The organism is Pseudomonas sp. MF6767 (assembly GCF_016405475.1).
GTDB classification, from domain to species: Bacteria; Pseudomonadota; Gammaproteobacteria; order Pseudomonadales; family Pseudomonadaceae; genus Aquipseudomonas; species Aquipseudomonas paracarnis.
The window spans coordinates 371,719-389,522 of record NZ_JAEKCY010000001.1; the positions used below are offsets into that span (position 1 = coordinate 371,719).

The window sequence follows — 17,804 nt, forward strand, 5'->3', positions numbered from 1 at the left end:
AGGCTTTGCGAAAGAAATATTGGCCGACACAAAGCCCGCTTAATAAAGCGTGGCTCTGCTCGGCCCCTTTCCGAACCTAGTTATAGATAGCGCAGCTCTAAAGTAGCCTGACCGTCCAGATTAATCTGATTACTCATATTTAACTCTGATGTTTTATTGATAACAGGCAACACTTCAATTTGGCCTGCCACCGTATTAAGCTTGATAGGTGCGTAGACATTTCCTGCCCGCCAAGCCGTAAGGTTGGAGGTATGGCCGACGGCTTGGGTGCTATTCGTATGCCAATATCCGCCATTATTCTCGGAACCAACAATCCCCACCGCTACACCGTCCGCCACAGAATTACGTAAGTGGATCAGATACCCACCAATCTTTTGCCCTTGGGACGTAGCACCCAATCCGAAGTTATAAATATCTTTATAATTACTGCCAAAAAGACTGAGCATCATGCCGGGAATTCGAGAGCTTGCACGATTGTCCGACGCCCTGATCGCCACCGTTGTCTTGACATTGCTGGCACACTTGATCGAATAAGGCGTTGTCTTTTTAGCCAACTGTGTATAACGCGTCGGGCTCAGGGAATTCGGGTCAATCCTTCCGTAGTCAAAAACCGAATTGGTTATCGTGAAACTGCAGCTGACGGGGGCAATCGTTCCTTTCACACTCAGGTCAGCAGCTTGAGCATGAAAACCAAGGGACGCCAAGCACGCGACACTCATTACAAACATCGTCTTATTCATTTTTAGCACTCTCAACATAACGATAAATATCAGATCAAACCCGATGACAATTAGGCCTGCGCTATCACCCACACACCGATGCGAATTATCTGATCAAGGAAGTACGAATAGGAGCCTAGAGGTAACGAAGCTCCAAGGTTGCGTGACCGTCCAACTCAATTTTACTGCCCACATCGAGCGCGGACTTTTTATTAATAAAGGTGATAATCTGAATATTCCCCGATACCGAATTAACCTTAAGTGGTGTTTGCGCTCCTGAACCACCCCACCAGGCAATGACATCGCCGCCTTGACCCAACGCGTTACTTCGATAGTTCGTCCATGTATTGCCATTGTCTGCGGAAGTCACTGTACGGACGGTTCGCCCATCAGCAATAGAGTTTTGAACATGTACGGCATAACCCCCTATTTTTTGTCCTTTGGACGACAAACCCAATCCATAGTTGTAGTTATCAGTGTAGCCCTGGTCTATTGAGCTAACGATACCTGGCACTTTGCTGGATGAACGATTATCCACTGCCTTGAGCCCAACCGCAGTAAGTGCACTTCCCTCGCATTTAACAGCGAACGGCGTAGACTTCGCCGTCAAACGCGTATACTGAGTTTCGCTTAGGCTCGACGGCCGGATATCACCATAATCGAAAACGGCATTAGTCATTGTAAAACTGCAACTGGCAGGAACAATGGCCCCCTTTACGCGCAACTCTGAGGCCTGAGCACTCAGACTAGCCACCGAAAGCACCATACCTGCCACCAAAACAAACTTTACTTTCATGATCTTACATCCTGCATAGACATAGAAATGGATTCGCTAGCAAAAAACCGATATCGCTCATCACTAAAACTGCCGACACAACAACTATCGGAAATAACACAGCTCTAGCGCAGGCTGCTTGCCATCGAACTCATAGTGTTAAACTGCAACGGGCGGGGCCATTAATACCCTTCACTCATAGATTGGCTGCTTCGACGCTTAAATCTACAGCAGCCAGAAGCAGTCCCGCCGGCACTGACCCTTTGCTCTTCATCTGAGCACCTTAATTTCCTGAACATGTAAAAACAGCACCTATAGTCAGCGATGTGAGGTGTTCACTTGTTGAACCCCACACGCATAACTACCCCCTTGCACAAGCCCTGAGCGACAAATAATTACCGCCACGGCTTAATTGCCGACCGGCAGTATCGGCGCCACACATAAATAATTAAGCCGGAAAAATACCTCAATCAACGTAAGACAGCTCTGCGAAAACGGCTCACATTTAGATTGTTTACTGTAGGAGCAAACACAAAAAACCAAGACAAATATGCATACACATGTAGGACTAAGTTGACCATCCAGAAATTACGCACACTGCAAGTTATGAACTACAGCGACTCCTGACCCAATAACACAGCTATCGCAACCACCTCCTACAAGCGGCATTCACAATTTCTGATGAGTGATTGGGGAAAATTCCTCTGGCACTACGCGTTGGCGCCAGCCGTCGATCGTGGCACGATGGCAAGGTTATCGACCGAGACCCCCAAACCATGCCGCAATCCCAAGCCAAGAATCTGTCCTTGATCGCCGCCATCGACCTGGGCTCCAACAGCTTTCATATGGTCGTGGCCAAGGCCCAGAACGGCGAGATCCGCATCCTTGAGCGGCTCGGCGAGAAGGTGCAACTGGCCGCCGGGATCGACGACGAGCGCAAGCTCAATGAAGAATCCATGCAGCGCGGACTCGATTGCCTCAAGCGTTTCGCGCAACTGATCAACGGCATGCCCCCTGGCGCGGTGCGTATCGTTGGCACCAACGCCTTGCGCGAAGCGCGCAACCGCAACGAATTCATCCATCGCGCCGAGGAAATCCTCGGGCATCCGGTGGAAGTCATCTCGGGCCGTGAAGAGGCACGCCTGATCTACCTCGGCGTGTCCCACACCCTGGCCGACACGCCCGGCAAACGCCTGGTGGCAGACATTGGCGGTGGCAGCACCGAGTTCATTATCGGCCAGCGTTTCGAACCCCTACTGCGTGAAAGCCTGCAGATGGGGTGTGTGAGTTTCACCCAGCGTTATTTCAAGGATGGCAAGATCACCCCGGCGCGTTATGCCCAGGCCTACACCGCAGCGCGTCTGGAAATCATGAGCATCGAACATGCCTTGCACCGCCTGACCTGGGATGAAGCCATCGGCTCGTCCGGCACCATCCGTGCCATTGGCCTGGCCTTGAAGGCCGGTGGCCATGGCACCGGTGAGGTGAACGCCGAAGGCCTGGCGTGGCTCAAGCGCAAGCTGTTCAAGCTGGGGGATGCAGAGAAAATCGACTTCGACGGCATCAAGCCCGACCGTCGCGCCATTTTCCCTGCGGGCCTGGCGATTCTCGAAGCCATCTTTGACGCCCTCGAACTGCAACGCATGGACCACTGTGACGGCGCCCTGCGCGAAGGTGTGCTCTACGACCTGCTGGGCCGGCACCATCATGAAGACGTGCGAGAGCGCACCCTCAGCTCGCTGATGGAGCGTTACCACGTCGACCTGGAGCAAGCCGCCCGCGTCGAGCGCAAAGCCTTGCACGCCTTCGACCAGGTGGCCGAGGACTGGGACCTGGAAGACGGCGTCTGGCGCGAGTTACTCGGCTGGGCAGCCAAGGTGCATGAGGTCGGCCTGGACATCGCCCACTACCATTATCACAAGCACGGCGCGTACCTGATCGAACACTCGGACCTGGCCGGTTTCTCGCGGGAAGACCAACAGATGCTCGCGCTGCTGGTACGCGGCCATCGTCGCAATATTCCCAAGGACAAGTTTGCCGAGTTCGGTAAAGACGGCATCAAGCTGATCCGCCTGTGTGCGCTGCTGCGCTTTGCAATCCTGTTCCACCACATCCGCGGCACCCAGGAAATGCCCCAGGTCAAACTGCACGCCGATGGCGATAGCCTGGAAGTGATGTTCCCCAAAGGCTGGCTGGATGAAAACCAGCTGACCCAGGCGGACTTCGCCCAGGAAGCGGAATGGCTGACGCGGGTAGGGTTCAGCCTGAACCTGCGCTAAGCAAATCTAAAAGCATTCTGCAGAACAAATGTGGGAGCGGGCTTGCTCGCGAATGCAGTGGATCAGTCACCAGATGCATTGACTGACACACCGCATTCGCGAGCAAGCCCGCTCCCACATGGAATTGCGTATGCCTGGGCTAGTTCACCGTCAGAATCGGGCTACCCAACTTCTCCAGCAACGTCGCCTGCGCGCTGCGCGGGTTCTGGTTGCCGGTCGGCGTGTTACGCACGTAGCGCCCATCCGACTGCAGGCTCCAGCTATGGGTGTTGTCGGTCAGGTAGCTTTCCAGCTCCTTCTTGACCCGCATGATCAGCTTCTTGCCTTCTACCGGGAAGCAGGTCTCCACACGCTTGTCGAGGTTGCGTTCCATCCAGTCGGCGCTGGAGAGGAACATCTGCTCTTCGCCGCCGTTGAGGAAGTAGAACACGCGTGTGTGCTCCAGGAAGCGGCCGATGATCGAGCGCACGTGGATGTTATGCGACACGCCCACAATGCCGGGGCGCAGGCAGCACATGCCACGCACCACCAGATCGATGCGCACACCGGACTGGCTGGCCTTGTACAGCGCGCGGATGATCTTAGGATCGGTCAGCGAGTTGAACTTGGCGATGATGTGCGCCGGTTTACCGTCGAGAGCGAACTGGGTCTCGCGGGCAATCATGTCGAGCATGCCCTTCTTGAGGGTGAACGGCGCGTGCAGCAGCTTCTTCATGCGCAAGGTCTTGCCCATGCCGATCAACTGGCTGAACAACTTGCCGACGTCTTCACACAGCGCGTCATCGGATGTCAGCAGGCTGTAGTCGGTGTAGAGCTTGGCGTTGCCGGCGTGGTAGTTGCCGGTACCCAAGTGGGCGTAACGCACAATTTCACCGGCCTCACGGCGCAGAATCAACATCATCTTGGCGTGGGTCTTGAAGCCGACCACGCCGTAGATCACCACCGCACCGGCCGCTTGCAGGCGGCTGGCCAGTTGCAGGTTGGACTCCTCGTCAAAGCGCGCCCGCAACTCGATCACCGCAGTGACTTCCTTGCCGTTACGCGCAGCATCCACCAACGCATCGACGATTTCCGAGTTGGCACCGCTGCGGTACAGGGTCTGGCGCACGGCCAGGACGTGCGGGTCCTTGGCAGCCTGGCGCAGCAGGTCGACCACCGGGGTGAACGACTCGAAGGGGTGCAGCAGCAGGATGTCCTGCTTGCTCACCACGCTGAAGATGTTCTCGCTGTTTTGCAAAAGTTTCGGGATCTGCGGAGTGAACGGCTTGTATTGCAGCTCCGGGTGACTGTCCAAGCCGGTGATGCTGAACAGGCGCGTCAGGTTTACAGGGCCGTTGACCTGGTACAGCTCCGACTCGGCCAGGTTGAACTGCTTGAGCAGGTAGTCCGACAAATGTTTCGGGCAGGTGTCCGCCACTTCCAGGCGCACCGCATCGCCATAGCGCCGCGAGAACAGTTCGCCGCGCAGGGCACGGGCCAAGTCTTCAACGTCTTCGGAGTCCAACGCCAGGTCGGCGTTACGAGTCAGGCGGAACTGGTAGCAGCCCTTGACCTTCATGCCCTGGAACAGGTCATCGGCGTGCGCGTGGATCATCGACGACAGGAATACATAGTTGTCGCCAGCGCCCCCTACCTCTTCCGGTACCTTGATGATCCGAGGCAACAGACGCGGCGCTGGAATGATCGCCAGGCCCGAATCGCGGCCGAAAGCGTCGATACCTTCGAGTTCGACGATGAAGTTGAGGCTCTTGTTCACCAGCAAGGGGAACGGGTGCGTCGGGTCGAGGCCGATAGGCGTGATGATCGGCGAAATTTCGTCCCGGAAGTAACGGCGCACCCAGGTCTTGATCTTGGCGGTCCAGTGACGACGACGAATGAAGCGGACCTGATGCTTTTCCAGCTCCGGCAGCAGGATGTCGTTGAGGATCGCGTACTGGCGGTCCACATGGCCGTGCACCAGCTCACTGATACGCGCCAGGGCCTGGTGCGGTTGCAGGCCGTCGGCACCGGCTTGCTCACGGGCGAAGGTGATCTGCTTCTTGAGGCCGGCAACACGGATCTCGAAGAACTCGTCCAGGTTGCTGGAGAAAATCAGCAGGAATTTCAGCCGTTCCAGCAAGGGGTAGGACTCATCCAGCGCCTGCTCGAGCACGCGGATGTTGAATTGCAGTTGTGACAACTCGCGGTGGATGTACAGGCTGCTGTCATCCAGGTTGGTGACCACTGGCACTGGCGCCGGCGCAGGCGCTTCGGCCACCACCGCAGGCGGTGCAGGCTCCAGCTCCGGCGGGGTCTGGGCGACTTGTTCAACCACCGGGTGAGCGTCTTTTACGGCAACTTCTGAGAGTCCTTCGGTATTCATCGAGTGTTCCTGTGAGGGCTATTGTTGCTCTCTAAGCAATTGGGCGGCGCGGGCGGCGAAGTAGGTCAGAATGCCATCAGCGCCGGCACGTTTAAAGGCAGTCAGGGATTCGAGGATCACCCCTTCACTCAACCAACCATTCTGGATCGCCGCCATGTGCATGGCGTATTCACCGCTGACCTGATAGACAAAGGTCGGCACCTTGAATTCCTCTTTGACCCGGTAAAGAATGTCCAGGTAAGGCATCCCCGGCTTGACCATCACCATATCGGCGCCTTCGGCCAGGTCGGTGGCCACTTCGTGCAGGGCTTCCTGGCTATTGGCCGGGTCCATCTGGTACGAGGCCTTGTTGGCCTTGCCCAGGTTCAGCGCCGAGCCTACCGCATCGCGGAATGGGCCGTAGTAGGCGCTGGCGTATTTGGCCGAGTAGGCCATGATCCGCACATTGACGTGACCGGCCAGCTCAAGGGCTTCGCGAATCGCCTGGATGCGTCCGTCCATCATGTCCGACGGTGCAACCACCTGGGCGCCCGCAGCCGCGTGGGACAACGCCTGCTTGACCAGTGCATCGACGGTGATGTCGTTCTGAACATAACCGTCTTCGTCAAGAATGCCATCCTGGCCGTGGGTGGTGAAAGGGTCCAGGGCCACGTCGGTGATCACGCCCAGCTCCGGGAAACGCTCGCGCAGGGCACGGGTGGCACGCTGGGCAATCCCCTGGGGGTTCCAGGCTTCGGCGGCGTCCAGGGTCTTGAGTTCGGCCGGGGTCACCGGGAACAGCGCCAGCGCCGGGATGCCCAATTCGACCCACTTCGCCGCCTCTTCAAGCAACAGGTCAATGGTCAGACGCTCCACACCCGGCATCGACGCCACCGCTTCCCGGCGATTTTCACCGTCGAGCACGAAAACCGGCAGGATCAGATCATTCGTGGTCAGTACATTTTCACGTACCAGGCGACGAGAAAAATCATCACGACGATTGCGACGCAGACGGGTGGCGGGGAACAGGCGATTGGCAGGGGTAAAGCTCACGACAGACTCCTGAGCCCGTGTTTACGGGCGAGCGTTGCAGTTATAAGCGGCCATTATGACGAATGAATGACAGTTGTGCTTATCGACACGACCTGTAGTCCCATTCGTCATTTGCGTAGGAATTGTTCACTTCGTGACACATCTCGATACTTTCATGAATCTTCGTGAAGGCGTAGGCTGCGCGTTCATTTCGCCAGCACCCTAGACCATGCTTCAACAATTTCTGCATGACTTCGGCTACTTTGCCCTCTTTCTCGGCACGTTCTTCGAAGGCGAGACCATCCTTGTACTCGCAGGCTTCCTGGCGTTCCGTGGCTACATGGATATCAACCTGGTGGTGGTCGTTGCCTTTTTTGGCAGCTACGCCGGCGACCAGCTCTGGTACTACATGGGGCGCAAGCACGGCCGCAAGTTGCTGGCGCGCAAGCCGCGCTGGCAACTGATGGGCGACAAGGCACTGGAACATATCCGCAAGCATCCGGATATCTGGGTATTGAGTTTCCGCTTCGTATACGGGTTGCGCACGGTGATGCCCGTGGCGATTGGCCTGTCCGGCTACCCACCGTTGCGCTACCTGGTTCTGAACGGTATTGGCGCGGCGATCTGGGCCGCGGCACTGGGGGCGGCAGCCTATCACTTCGGCGCAGTGCTGGAAGGAATGCTCGGCAGCGTCAAGAAATACGAGTTGTGGGTATTGGCCGCCTTGCTGGTGCTGGGCTTTGGCCTGTGGCTGCGCCGTCGCTTCAAGAATGCCCGCATCGCCCGCCAAGCCTGTGCCGAGGCCAAGGCTCGGCTGGCTAACGAGCCAGCCTCGGTCGAAACGCCTAAGACACCAACCGAGTAAGCCGGCTTCTGCAACAGTAGAGGCCGATGATGCTGAGCAGGCTGTAGCTCGCCAGGCCCAGCCAGCCCAGGTTGCTGGCGGGCCACAACCCCACCAGCGGCGCCAGCCATACCAAGGGAACATTCAGCGCCAGGCGCGCCAGCTCGGCCTTCAGCGCCCATGGGCGATTCTCCAGCGCCACGCCCAGGGTAAACAACCCCAGCGCCATCGTGCCCCAGCCAAGGACCAGCGCCGTGGAGGGCAAGCCCTCACCGAAATTCATCAGATAACTGCCAAACCCTACATAGGCCGCAAACTGCAAGGCGATGTAGACCTGTTGGCGCACATCCAGCGGCACCTCGAATTTGCGGAACTGACTCAGGTCCGGCTTGGCCATCGGGTACTTGGCCTTGACGTCCGCCGGGCGCCAGCCGGTGCGCATGAACCAGATACGCAGCTTGTCCCACCAACGCTCAGTACGCCGGGCGTCACTCCAGAGTTGCGCATAAAACTGCAGGTTGGCCCACAGCGGGTTCCAGCTGGCCAAGGGTGTGGTCACACCGAAAATCACCGGTTCGTTATCGTCTTCCTCCTGGAAGGTACCGAACAGTCGGTCCCAAATAATGAACACCCCGCCGTAGTTGCGATCCATGTAGAGAGCGTTCTGCGCATGGTGGGCCCGATGATTGGACGGTGTGACGAAAAACCATTCGAACCAGCCAAGCTTGGGAACATGGCGTGTATGGACCCAGAATTGATACAGCAGGTTGAGCGACGCCACGCTGATAAACACCACCAGTGGCACACCAACCACCGCCAGGGGCAAGTAGAAGATCCAGCTCAGCAGGAAACCGGTGCTGGTCTGGCGCAGAGCGGTGCTGAGGTTGTAGTCCTCGCTCTGGTGATGCACCGAATGCGCGGCCCACAGTATGTTGCGCTCATGACCCATGCGGTGCAGCCAGTAGTAGCAGAAGTCATAGAACACAAAGGCAAACACCCAGGTCCAGGCACTCTGGGCAGGCAATTCGAACAGCGCCAGGTGCTCGATGGCGAACGCGTAGGTCAGCAGGCCCACGCCCTTGGTGAGCAAGCCTGTGGTGGTGGACAGCACTCCGGTGCTGAGGCTGTTGATGGCATCCGCCACTCGGTAGTTGCGCACGCCACGCCAACGGTCGGCCAGCAACTCGACCACGATCAGGGCAATAAAAAACGGTACTGCGTAAGGCACAAAGTCCATGGGCTAGTCCGGTCTATTTTTGTTACATCAAGATTAGGTGCAGCGACGTGAGTTCCCATTGGCAAGAGGTTACAAATTAGTAGACATTTAACGCCATGAATCAGGAGAAATGCCCATGAGCAAAAAGATTGCAGTGATCCTTTCCGGCTGTGGCGTGTACGACGGCGCAGAGATCCATGAAAGCGTGATCACCCTGCTGCGCCTGGACCAGCGCGGCGCTCAAGTGGAATGCTTTGCACCCGACGTTGCGCAGTTGCACGTGATCAACCACCTCACGGGCGAAGAAATGCCCGAGTCTCGCAATGTGCTGGTGGAATCCGCGCGCATCGCTCGAGGCGCCGTGAAGGATATTGGCCAAGCCAACGCCGCAGACTTTGACGCGCTGATCGTGCCGGGCGGTTTTGGCGCGGCCAAGAACCTGTCGAACTTTGCCGTGGAAGGCGCCGGCTGCAGCATCAACCCCCAGGTGCTGGCACTGGCTGAAGCCTTTGCCGAAGCGGGCAAGCCGGTGGGTTTGATCTGCATTTCGCCGGCCCTGGCCGCCAAGATCTACGGCCCTGGCGTGACCTGCACCATCGGCAACGATGCCAGCACCGCCGCAGCCCTGGACAAGATGGGCGCCACCCACGTCGAATGCACTGTGGAGGATATCGTCGAGGACCAGGCGCGCAAGCTGGTGAGTACACCGGCCTATATGCTGGGCAAGAACATCAGCGAGGTGGCGTCCGGCATCAACAAGCTGGTGGATCGGGTATTGGAATTAACCCACGAAAACGACTGATGGGGATGCACCTGTGGCGAGGGAGCTTGCTCCCGCTGGGTGGCGAAGCCGCCCCATCTAAGCTGACGCGGTGATTCAGATAAAACACTGACGACGGCTTTGGGGCTGCTGCACAGCCCAGCGGGAGCAAGCTCCCTCGCCACAGGTCAGGCTGGTTTCATCAAGCGGGTAAGAATTCGGTCCAGCGCATTGGCAAACGCCTGCTTGTCCTTTTCGCTGTGGGGCGGCGGGCCGCCGCCCATCTGGCCTTGCTCGCGCAGGTCGGTGAACAGGTTGCGCACCGCCAACCGCTCGCTCATGTTCGCAGGGCTGAACTCCTTGCCACGCGGGTCGAGGGCCGTGATGCCCTTCTTCACCAGTCGATCGGCCAAGGGCACGTCGCTGCAAATCACCAGTTCGCCGGGCACGGCGTGCTCCACCAGGTAATCATCGGCGGCATCCGGCCCGCTGGGCACCACGATCAGCTTCACACAGGCAAAGCTAGGCTTGATCTGGCTTTGCCCTGCGACCAGCACCACCTCAAACTGGCGCTTGAGGGCAAACTTCACCACTTGGTCCTTGGCCGCCCGAGGGCAGGCGTCGGCGTCGATCCACACGCGCATGCTACGCCGCCGCCCGGTGCTTTTCGGTCAGGCGGCTACGGCCATACAACACCACAATCGCCAGGATCGCCACGGCCTGTGCCCCCAACGAGTACGCATCGGCGTGGATGCCCAGCCAGTCGAAGTCAAAGAACGCCACTGGCCGCGTGCCGAAAATGCCCGCTTCCTGCAAGGCTTTCACACCGTGCCCGGCGAACACCACCGACAGCGCACACAGCAACGCGGCGTTGATGCCAAAGAACAGCGCCAGGGGCAACTTCGCCGAACCGCGCAAGATCACCCAGGCCAGGCCCACCAGCAGCACCAGCGCCGTGGCACCACCGGCCAGCACCGCGTTGTGCCCGGCAGGGCCGGCCTGCAGCCACAGGGTTTCGTAGAACAGGATCACTTCGAACAGTTCGCGATATACCGAGAAGAACGCCAGCACGGCAAACCCGAAACGCCCACCGCCGCCCACCAGGCTGCTCTTGATGTAGTCCTGCCAGGCCGCCGCGTGACGCCGGTCGTGCATCCACACGCCGAGCCATAGCACCATCACACTGGCAAACAACGCCGTGCAGCCCTCAAGCAACTCACGCTGGGCGCCGCTGACGTCAATGACATAGGCCGCCAAGGCCCAGGTACCCAAACCTGCCAACAGCGCCAGGCCCCAGCCGACGTTGACGCTGCGCACCGCCGATTGCTGGCCGGTGTTACGCAGGAAGGCGAGGATCGCGGCCAGCACCAGAATCGCTTCCAGGCCTTCACGCAGCAGGATCAGCAAGCCGGAGATATAGCTCAACGACCAGCTCAGGCCATCGCCGCCCAGCAAACCAGCCGATTCAGTGAGTTTGCCTTTGGCTGCATCCAAGCGCTGCTGCACCTGCTCGATAGGCAAGCCGTCCTGCAACGATTGCCGATAGGCCATCAGGGCCTTCTCGGTGTCTTTGCGCACATTGGCATCGACGTTATCCAGGGAGCTTTCCACCAGCTCGAAGCCTTCCAGGTAGGCTGCGACGGATAGATCGTAAGCCTGCTCATGGTCGCCGTTGCGGAAAGCCGCGAGGCTCTTGTCCAGGGTGGCGGCAGTGTAGTCGAGCAACTGCGCGGGGCCACGCTGAACCTGCGGCGGCTGCGCACGCTGGGCGCGGAATGTCGTGGCAGCGTCAGGGCCGTCAGCGGCGAGTACTTCAGTGGGGGTCTGGCGGGCCAGGTCGGCGAGGTTGAATGTCTGCTCGCCTTTGGCAGCGGCCGGGTCGGCCGTGAAGCCGGCGATATAGGTTGCCAGGTCCCAGCGCTGGCGGTCGTCCAATTGGTCAGCGAACGACGGCATGTCGGTGCCTTCGACGCCCAGGCCGAGGGTGTTATAGATCGCGTAGAGGCTCAGGCGGTCCAGGCGCGTTGCATCGCGCAGGTTAGCCGGCGGTGGGGTCATGCCCACGCCTGCCGGGCCATCGCCGGCGCCCGTTGTGCCGTGGCACACCGAACAATGCTGGGCGTAGAGCGGCGCGCCGCGCGTCGGGTCCGGCGTGATGGCCGGGGCCTGGCTGACTTCATACGCCACGGCCAGCTTGGCGCCCAATTGACGAGCCTGGCGGGCAACGCTCGCGCCGTCCTGGTGGGCAGTGACCGCGGCCAGCAGCTCATCAACGCCCTTTACCAGCTCGGCGCGCTCAGGCTTGTCTGGCAACTCCGCCACCAGCCCCTGCAATACCCCGAGAAACTCGACTTGTTCGCGGTATTCAGAGTCATCCACCACCTTGCCCGCCTCTACCGTCGGTGGGTAGTCGGCGCCAATGTAGTCAAGCAAATGCAGGGCTTGCGGCGCGCCCTCGGCGGTCGCGGCCGACAGATTGAGGCTGCACGACAGCAATGCCGGCAACAGCAGCCAGGCGAGAAAGCGGAAAGGGGCGGTCATGAATGAATCTCAAGTGGAAATACGAAGTAACACTATTGTTGAGCTTTAATGGATTCGACTCAAGGTGTTATTTCATATCACGCTAAAGCCAATGTGGGAGCGGGCTTGCTCGCGAATGCGGTGCTTCAGTCACTATTTTCTTTGACTGATATACCGTATTCGCGAGCAAGCCCGCTCCCACATTTTTGAGCCAGTCGCTTGGTCAGGCCGTGGCGCGATGCAGGCTGGCAAGGAAACCGGCAGCGCCGACAAACAAGCCAGCAAAGGTGCGGTTCACACGTTTCTGTTGTTTAGGCGTACGCAACAGGCGCAAGACTTTCGAGGCCAACCCTGTGTAGCCCGCCATCACGATCATATCGACGCTGATCATGGTCGCACCAAGGATCAGGTACTGGATCAACAACGGCGCCTGCGGGTTCACGAACTGCGGCAGCACCGCCAGCATGAATACCAGCGCCTTGGGGTTGCTGGCGTTGACCAGAAAGCCGCGGAACATCATCGCCATCGGTTTGCCGATCGGGCGCACGGCGGCGTCATCGGTCATGTCCATGGGTAAAGCGCGCCATTGCTTGATGGCAAGGTACACAAGGTAGGCCACGCCGAACCATTTGATCGCATAGAACGCAGTAGACGAGGCCGCCAGAATGGCCCCCAAACCACCGGCGACCACAGCAATCTGCATCGCCAGGCCAAGTTGCAGGCCGATGGCGTTCCAGTAGCCACGCACAAAACCGTACTGTAGGCCGCTAGACATCGAGGCGATGGCACCGGCGCCAGGAGAAAGGGAGATGATCCAACTGGCCAGGAAAAAGGCCAGCCATGTATCGAGAGCCATTGCACACCTCGCAAGGGAGTTAGCGGTTGTGCCTTAAGCTAACTCCAGCGACCAAAGGCTGGCTACAGATTTCTGCAGGAGCGAGCTTGCTCGCGAAAAATGCACAGGCGATGCGGGCTGACTGCAAGCGCTGCGTTATCGTTGACGGTCTTCGCGAGCAAGCTTGCTCCTACAGGATGTTGGTGCCAGAGCCGGGCCAACGGCGTACCGAGCGCTGGAAGAACAGACTATTGGGCACCTGCACCATCGCGCTGTTGGTCCCGGCTTCCTCGACTTCGATCAGCGTGGTGTAGAGCAAGTTGATCGCCACGACCCGGCCCTTCACGCCCGGCTTGTCGACGGTGTCCACCAGCTCGACGATATCACCCAGGCGAAACGGCCCGACGGTAAAGATCAGTATCGCGCACAGCAGGTTGGACAGCACCGACCACATGGCGAAGAACGCCACGGCCGCCACCGCGACAAAGCCCGACAAGGCCGTCCACAACACCGTGGCCGACACACCCAGGCGGCCCAATACAAAGATCAGTGCACTGCCCATGATCAGCCAGCGCAAGCCACCGCGCAGGGGCATCAACAATTGCGGCGGAAACGGGTAGCGCTCACCCAGGCGTGTCAGGCCTTTGGCGACAAAGCGCTGGGCCAGGTAGCCGGCCAGCAGGATCAGCAGGATTTGCACGCCAATCCAGATGGGCTCGATCCATTGCACCGGGACTGGCAATTGCAACGCTTCCATCAGGACAGCGCCTCCAGCTCCGCTTGCAGGGTTTCGAGCAATTCGAGGGCCTCCATCCAGGTTTCCTCCAGTTGCCCCTCGCGCACCTTGAGCTTGGCCTGTTCGGCCAGCAGGTCACGCAGCTCGTCCTTGCGCGCCGCCTCATACACGGCGCTGTCGCCCAGGCTGGCTTCGATCTTGGCCAGGCGCTCATGCACCTTGCCCAGTTCGGCTTCCAGCTTGTCGGCCTCACGCTTGTGCGGCGCCAACTGCTGGCGCAGCGCGGCGGCGGCCTGGCGCTGGGCTTTCTTGTCGGTCTTGTCCGGGTTGACCGGCGTGTTGCTGGCCGGCGCATTGCGCAGGCGGTATTCCGTCAACCAGCGCGCATAGTCGTCCAGGTCGCCGTCGAACTCTTCGACCTTGCCGTCGGCCACCAGCAGGAAATTGTCGGTAGTGCTCTTGAGCAGGTGACGGTCGTGAGACACCACCAATACCGCACCGCTGAACTCCTGCAGAGCCATGGTCAGCGCCAGGCGCATTTCCAGGTCCAGGTGGTTGGTCGGTTCGTCGAGCAGCAACAGGTTCGGGCGATCCCACGCGATCAGGGCCAGGGCCAGGCGGGCTTTTTCGCCACCGGAGAAATTCAGCACGGGTTCGTCGATACGCGCGCCACGGAAGTCGAAACCGCCGAGGAAGTCGCGCAGGGTCTGCTCGCGCTCGGTCGGCGCCAGGCGTTGCAGGTGCAACAGCGGGCTGGCCTTGGCATCCAGGGAGTCCAGTTGGTGCTGGGCGAAGTAACCCACCACCGTGTTCTCGCCACGGGTCAGGCGGCCGGCCAGCGGCTCAAGCTCACCCGAGAGGTTCTTGATCAGTGTCGACTTGCCTGCACCGTTCGGGCCGAGCAAACCGATGCGTGCGCCCGGCGTGAGCTGCAGCTTGACCTTCTCAAGGATGGTTTTGTCGCCATAGCCAAGGCGAGCGTCCGAGAGGTCCAACAGCGGGCTGGAGATCTTCACCGACTCACGGAAGACAAAGTCGAACGGCGAATCGACGTGGGCCGCCGACAGCTCTTCCATGCGTTCCAGGGCCTTGATCCGGCTCTGGGCCTGGCGGGCCTTGGTAGCCTGGGCCTTGAACCTTGCGATGTAGCTTTCCATGTGCGCACGTTGCGCCTGTTGCTTTTCAAAGGCCTGTTGCTGCTGGGCCAGGCGTTCGGCACGCGCGCGTTCGAACGCGGTATAGCCGCCACGGTAAAGGGTGATTTTCTTCTGTTCGACATGGGCGATGTTATCGACCACGGCGTCGAGGAAATCCCGGTCGTGGGAAATCAGCAGCAAGGTGCCCTGGTAACTCTTGAGGAAGTCTTCCAGCCACAGGATCGCATCGAGATCCAAGTGGTTGGTCGGTTCGTCGAGCAGTAGCAGGTCCGAGGGGCACATCAGCGCTTGGGCCAGGTTCAGGCGCATGCGCCAGCCGCCGGAGAAGTCGGCGACCGGACGGTCCATCTGTTCGTTGGTAAACCCAAGGCCGGCGAGCATCTTGCGAGCACGGGCGTCGGCGGTATAGCCGTCGGCGCTGTCCAGCTCCGAGTGCAGGCGCGCCTGTGCGGCACCGTCCTGGGCTTTTTCGGCCTCAGCCAGGTCGTGCTGCACCTGGCGCAGGCGCAGGTCGCCATCGAGCACGTAGTCGATGGCGATACGGTCCAGGGTGTCGATCTCCTGGCGCATATGGGCAATGCGCCAGTCGGCCGGCAGCAGGCAGTCCCCCGAATCCGGGGTCAGCTCACCCAGCAACAAGGCGAACAACGTGGATTTGCCGGCGCCATTGGCTCCGATCAGGCCGGCTTTGTGACCGGCGTGCAGGGTCAGCTCGGCGTCTTCGAGAAGACGTTGCGGGCCACGCTGTAATGTTAGGCTTTGAAGTCGGATCATAATGGCGGCGGAGTCTACCAGCTTCGTTGGCCGCTGGCTTGGGTGTGAATATGTGCGCTGACCTGTGGAGCTTTGCCCTTTCGACCTACGCTCGCCCGGGCGTGGAGGCCGCTTGCCTGCGCTTGCAGGAGCAAGGGGCAGACGTGTGCCTGTTGTTGTGTGGTGCGTGGCTGGAATGGCGAGGTGTGGCATATAAGCCCGAACGCGTTCAGGCACTGCAGCAGATTGCCCAGCCGTGGCGGGTGCAGGTTGTCGAACCCTTGCGACAAATGCGCGGGCAATGGCGAGCCTTGGCCCAGCAGGATGCGCAATTGGCATTGCTACGAGAGCAGGTCAAGACACTGGAACTGGAGGCCGAAAGAACGCTGCTGGCGCGCTTGGAAGCGCTGGCGCAGGCGTGGCCGATCAATGAGGTGCCGGGTCAGCAAGAATGGCTTGAAGGCCTGGCGACCGAAGCCGCCAACCTTGACCACGACGCGCTGCTGCAATTGCGCGCCATGGCCACCAACACTTAGGAAGCGCTGGTTGGGGTGGTGCTTGGCGCTACCGGTGCAGGGGTGCTGCTGGCCGATGCAGTTGGAGCGGTGGCTGCTGCCGGAGTAGCAGTGGGTGCTGCTGGAGTAGCTGGCTTTGCGGGCGCTGGCTTGGCAGCGGGCTTCGCGGCCGGTTTGGCGGCAGCAGGTTTAGCAGTTGGCTTAGCGGCTGGTTTGGCAGCAGCGGGTTTAGCGGCCGGTTTGGCAACTGCCGTTTTAGCGACTGGCTTGGCAGCTGGTTTGGCAGCAGCAGGTTTAGCAGCTGGCTTCGCGGCTGGCTTGGCAGCAGCAGTTTTAGCGGCTGGCTTCGCGGCTGGTTTGGCAGCAGCAGGTTTAGCAGCTGGCTTCGCGGCTGGCTTGGCAGCAGCAGTTTTAGCGGCTGGCTTCGCGGCTGGTTTGGCAGCAGTAGTTTTAGCAGCTGGCTTAGCGGCTGGTTTGGCAGCAGCAGTTTTAGCGGCTGGTTTGGCAGCAGCAGTTTTAGCGGCTGGTTTGGCAGCAGCAGTTTTAGCGGCTGGTTTGGCAGCAGCAGTTTTAGCAGCTGGCTTAGCGGCTGGTTTGGCAGCAGCAGTTTTAGCAACTGGCTTAGCGGCTGGTTTGGCAGCAGCAGTTTTAGCAGCCGGCTTGGCGACTGGTTTGGAAGCAGCGGTTTTAGCGGCTGGCTTCGCGGCTGGTTTGGCAGCAGCAGTTTTAGCAGCCGGCTTGGCGGCTGGTTTGGAAGCAGCGGTTTTAGCGGCTGGCTTCGCGGCTACTTTTGCAGGCGTACGAGCACCCAGTGCCTTAGCTACGGCTTCCTTCACACGGCCAACGCCTTGGGCCAATTTCAGGCTTTCTTGAGCGTCTTTTTTGAGTTGGGAAATGTAGCTGCGGGTTTCGGCTTGGCGATCCTTGAGAGCATCCAGCAGCTCTTCAAGTTCTTTGACCGCGCCTTTGGCTTTGGCTTGCGCCTTGGACTTGCCGGCAGTGGCGGCGTCTTGCAGTTTGGTGCGGGACTTGTGCAGTTTTTCTTGCGCTTTACCGCGTTGCTTTTCCAGTTTGGCGAGCAGTTTTTCTGCATCAGCCAAGGCTTGGGAGCACGCGCTTTCCAGATGTTCGAGCAGGCTGCCCGAAAGTTGTTGGAGCAAGTGCAACGGGGTATTTACAGGCTTCTGTTTGGCCGACATGGTTTACCTCCTGGCTGACGTGGGTGCGGCTCATACTAGCCCTCTGCTCTTACCGCCGCTAGGGCATGTTGACAGTATCCTTTGCGTTGCGTTGCAGCGTGCGAAAATTCTTATCGATATAAC

Annotated in this window: 14 protein-coding genes and 1 pseudogene; 4 read left to right on the plus strand and 11 right to left on the minus strand. The window is 59.5% G+C overall.

Annotation, left to right across the window (positions count from 1 at the left end; all coding sequences use genetic code 11):
• Nucleotides 1-80: 80 nt before the first annotated feature.
• Both JFT58_RS01735 and JFT58_RS01740 read right to left on the minus strand, forming a co-directional pair.
• Entirely contained in the window at nucleotides 81-740 is a 660-nt protein-coding gene (locus JFT58_RS01735; protein ID WP_157717968.1) for a DUF1120 domain-containing protein, read from the minus strand.
• A gap of 115 nt (nucleotides 741-855) precedes the next feature.
• Entirely contained in the window at nucleotides 856-1,515 is a 660-nt protein-coding gene (locus JFT58_RS01740; RefSeq protein ID WP_054896005.1) for a DUF1120 domain-containing protein, read from the minus strand.
• Between the two features lie 755 nt (nucleotides 1,516-2,270).
• Between JFT58_RS01740 and ppx the strand changes: the two genes are divergently transcribed.
• Nucleotides 2,271-3,773, plus strand: coding sequence for an exopolyphosphatase (gene ppx, locus JFT58_RS01745; RefSeq protein ID WP_003195352.1), 1,503 nt, complete (start codon nucleotides 2,271-2,273; stop codon nucleotides 3,771-3,773).
• A gap of 139 nt (nucleotides 3,774-3,912) precedes the next feature.
• Here the strand turns inward: ppx and ppk1 are convergent, their stop codons facing one another.
• Nucleotides 3,913-6,135, minus strand: a complete 2,223-nt coding sequence (gene ppk1 / locus JFT58_RS01750) for a polyphosphate kinase 1 (RefSeq protein ID WP_054896006.1) — start codon at nucleotides 6,133-6,135, stop codon at nucleotides 3,913-3,915.
• Nucleotides 6,136-6,153: 18 nt separating this feature from the next.
• Entirely contained in the window at nucleotides 6,154-7,167 is a 1,014-nt protein-coding gene (gene hemB, locus JFT58_RS01755; protein WP_034129028.1) for a porphobilinogen synthase, read from the minus strand.
• Between the two features lie 208 nt (nucleotides 7,168-7,375).
• Between hemB and JFT58_RS01760 the strand changes: the two genes are divergently transcribed.
• Nucleotides 7,376-8,011, plus strand: a complete 636-nt coding sequence (locus tag JFT58_RS01760) for a DedA family protein (RefSeq protein ID WP_034129029.1) — start codon at nucleotides 7,376-7,378, stop codon at nucleotides 8,009-8,011.
• On the opposite strand, the gene JFT58_RS01765 is transcribed toward JFT58_RS01760, so the two are convergent.
• Nucleotides 7,992-9,227 (minus strand): sterol desaturase family protein, encoded by a 1,236-nt coding sequence (locus JFT58_RS01765; protein ID WP_034129030.1) that lies wholly within the window; start codon nucleotides 9,225-9,227, stop codon nucleotides 7,992-7,994. The genes JFT58_RS01760 and JFT58_RS01765 overlap by 20 nt on opposite strands.
• Nucleotides 9,228-9,342: 115 nt before the next feature.
• Between JFT58_RS01765 and elbB the strand changes: the two genes are divergently transcribed.
• Complete coding sequence (gene elbB, locus JFT58_RS01770; RefSeq protein ID WP_034129031.1) at nucleotides 9,343-10,008, plus strand: isoprenoid biosynthesis glyoxalase ElbB; 666 nt, start codon at nucleotides 9,343-9,345, stop codon at nucleotides 10,006-10,008.
• 146 nt (nucleotides 10,009-10,154) lie between these two features.
• Here the strand turns inward: elbB and JFT58_RS01775 are convergent, their stop codons facing one another.
• From JFT58_RS01775 to abc-f, 5 genes are all read right to left on the minus strand, one after another.
• Nucleotides 10,155-10,610, minus strand: a complete 456-nt coding sequence (locus JFT58_RS01775) for a YaiI/YqxD family protein (protein ID WP_034129032.1) — start codon at nucleotides 10,608-10,610, stop codon at nucleotides 10,155-10,157.
• A gap of 1 nt (nucleotide 10,611) precedes the next feature.
• Nucleotides 10,612-12,507, minus strand: a complete 1,896-nt coding sequence (locus JFT58_RS01780) for an FTR1 family protein (protein WP_054896007.1) — start codon at nucleotides 12,505-12,507, stop codon at nucleotides 10,612-10,614.
• A gap of 202 nt (nucleotides 12,508-12,709) precedes the next feature.
• Nucleotides 12,710-13,342 (minus strand): LysE family transporter, encoded by a 633-nt coding sequence (locus JFT58_RS01785; RefSeq protein ID WP_005792425.1) that lies wholly within the window; start codon nucleotides 13,340-13,342, stop codon nucleotides 12,710-12,712.
• 169 nt (nucleotides 13,343-13,511) lie between these two features.
• Nucleotides 13,512-14,078 carry a mechanosensitive ion channel family protein gene (locus JFT58_RS01790; RefSeq protein WP_003195372.1) on the minus strand — a complete coding sequence of 189 codons (567 nt, stop codon included), beginning with the start codon at nucleotides 14,076-14,078 and terminating at the stop codon, nucleotides 13,512-13,514.
• The gene (gene abc-f, locus JFT58_RS01795) at nucleotides 14,078-15,988 is read right to left on the minus strand and encodes a ribosomal protection-like ABC-F family protein (protein ID WP_014720438.1); all 1,911 of its coding nucleotides are present in this window, start codon (nucleotides 15,986-15,988) and stop codon (nucleotides 14,078-14,080) included. The genes JFT58_RS01790 and abc-f overlap by 1 nt, the downstream gene beginning before the upstream one ends.
• A gap of 50 nt (nucleotides 15,989-16,038) precedes the next feature.
• Here abc-f and JFT58_RS01800 point away from each other — a divergent pair, with 50 nt between their 5' ends.
• Entirely contained in the window at nucleotides 16,039-16,503 is a 465-nt protein-coding gene (locus JFT58_RS01800; RefSeq protein ID WP_034129036.1) for a TIGR02444 family protein, read from the plus strand.
• Nucleotides 16,504-16,655: 152 nt separating this feature from the next.
• Here JFT58_RS01800 and JFT58_RS01805 read toward each other — a convergent pair.
• Nucleotides 16,656-17,681: pseudogene (locus JFT58_RS01805) on the minus strand (AlgP family protein); the annotation flags it as partial.
• Nucleotides 17,682-17,804 lie beyond the last annotated feature (123 nt).

Coding starts and splice junctions, on each gene's coding strand:
- JFT58_RS01735 (WP_157717968.1), bottom strand. CDS start 740: ATGAATAAGACGATGTTTGTAATGAGTGTCGCGTGCTTGGCGTCCCTT.
- JFT58_RS01740 (WP_054896005.1), bottom strand. CDS start 1,515: ATGAAAGTAAAGTTTGTTTTGGTGGCAGGTATGGTGCTTTCGGTGGCT.
- ppx (WP_003195352.1), top strand. CDS start 2,271: ATGCCGCAATCCCAAGCCAAGAATCTGTCCTTGATCGCCGCCATCGAC.
- ppk1 (WP_054896006.1), bottom strand. CDS start 6,135: ATGAATACCGAAGGACTCTCAGAAGTTGCCGTAAAAGACGCTCACCCG.
- JFT58_RS01760 (WP_034129029.1), top strand. CDS start 7,376: ATGCTTCAACAATTTCTGCATGACTTCGGCTACTTTGCCCTCTTTCTC.
- JFT58_RS01765 (WP_034129030.1), bottom strand. CDS start 9,227: ATGGACTTTGTGCCTTACGCAGTACCGTTTTTTATTGCCCTGATCGTG.
- elbB (WP_034129031.1), top strand. CDS start 9,343: ATGAGCAAAAAGATTGCAGTGATCCTTTCCGGCTGTGGCGTGTACGAC.
- JFT58_RS01775 (WP_034129032.1), bottom strand. CDS start 10,610: ATGCGCGTGTGGATCGACGCCGACGCCTGCCCTCGGGCGGCCAAGGAC.
- JFT58_RS01780 (WP_054896007.1), bottom strand. CDS start 12,507: ATGACCGCCCCTTTCCGCTTTCTCGCCTGGCTGCTGTTGCCGGCATTG.
- JFT58_RS01785 (WP_005792425.1), bottom strand. CDS start 13,342: ATGGCTCTCGATACATGGCTGGCCTTTTTCCTGGCCAGTTGGATCATC.
- JFT58_RS01790 (WP_003195372.1), bottom strand. CDS start 14,078: ATGGAAGCGTTGCAATTGCCAGTCCCGGTGCAATGGATCGAGCCCATC.
- abc-f (WP_014720438.1), bottom strand. CDS start 15,988: ATGATCCGACTTCAAAGCCTAACATTACAGCGTGGCCCGCAACGTCTT.
- JFT58_RS01800 (WP_034129036.1), top strand. CDS start 16,039: ATGTGCGCTGACCTGTGGAGCTTTGCCCTTTCGACCTACGCTCGCCCG.